The organism is Falsiroseomonas tokyonensis, assembly GCF_019024325.1.
GTDB classification, from domain to species: Bacteria; Pseudomonadota; Alphaproteobacteria; order Acetobacterales; family Acetobacteraceae; genus Falsiroseomonas; species Falsiroseomonas tokyonensis.
The window spans coordinates 1-942 of the sequence record NZ_JAFNJS010000051.1 but is presented as its reverse complement, the minus strand read 5'-3'; the positions used below and the strand labels follow the sequence as shown (position 1 = coordinate 942).

Below are 942 nucleotides of genomic sequence, written 5' to 3'. Positions count from 1 at the left end.
GCGCGGCCCGAGCGCAGCGCGTCCATGCGCACCGCCTCCGGCCGCATGTCGAGCTCCTCGATGATGGGACCGAGCGGCGGCACGAAGTTGCGGGCGCGGGCACCAGTGCTCCACACCACCTCGACGGTGCGCGCGGCACGGTCGACGGTAACGGGCGTGGCCAGGGCGCGGCAGGCGGTGATCGACTGCCCAGCGATGGGCAGTCGATCGGGCACAGGTTCTTGCTCCGGCGCGGGGGAGCCCCCGCCCGGGTCGATCGGCTCTGTCATGGGATGCTCCTGGGGCCGCGCCTTACGGCGCGGCGAAGCCCTGCGCGTTGACGTAGACCTGCGCGCCGGTGGTGATGCAGGCGACGTTCATCGCCGTGGCCGCGGTGCCGCGCAGCGGCGTCGGGAAGGTGATCTCGACCGGCGCCGGCATCGCCGCCGCCAGCAACTGCCGCCAGATCACCGTCGCCCCATCCTTGATCACCACCTCGGTCGCCACCGTCGGATGCGCGTTGCGGAGGTCGATCGAGGTCACGTAGTTGCGGATTCCGGCCGCAGCCGCCGCCCGGAGCACCACGTCGGTGGTGGTGATGATCCCGCCCGCGGCGGCGGCATACTGCCAGTCCGCTTCGGGGATGGCGTAGGGCTTGGTGACCAGCGCGCCGATCAATGTCGCCAGCAGATCGACACCCCGTGCCGTCGTGACGGCAATCGGGTTGGCCGAGTAGCCAGTGGCGGCCAGCACCGGCACGGCGCCGGCCGTGTTGCGCGCCTGGCCACCCACCGGCGTGACCGCCGGCGGGATGGTGCTGAGCACGTTCACGCCCAGCCCCTGGCCGGCGACTGACTGGCCGCGGCCGGCGGTGATCTCCGTCGTCAGCTCGGCATAGTCGGCGATGGTGACGAACTGGACCCTGATGTCGGTGTTCGAGGCCGGCGCCAGGTTGCGGCTGAC

The 942-nt window shown here is 72.0% G+C and carries 1 protein-coding gene and 1 pseudogene; both read right to left on the bottom strand.

Translation table 11 applies throughout. The features are described from left to right. On the bottom strand, positions 1–215 hold a 215-nt coding region (locus J3S20_RS29920; protein WP_343215345.1), incomplete at its 3' end, for a hypothetical protein. 76 nt (positions 216–291) lie between these two features. Continuing rightward, positions 292–942, bottom strand: a pseudogene (locus tag J3S20_RS29915) (ubiquitin-activating E1 FCCH domain-containing protein); the annotation flags it as partial.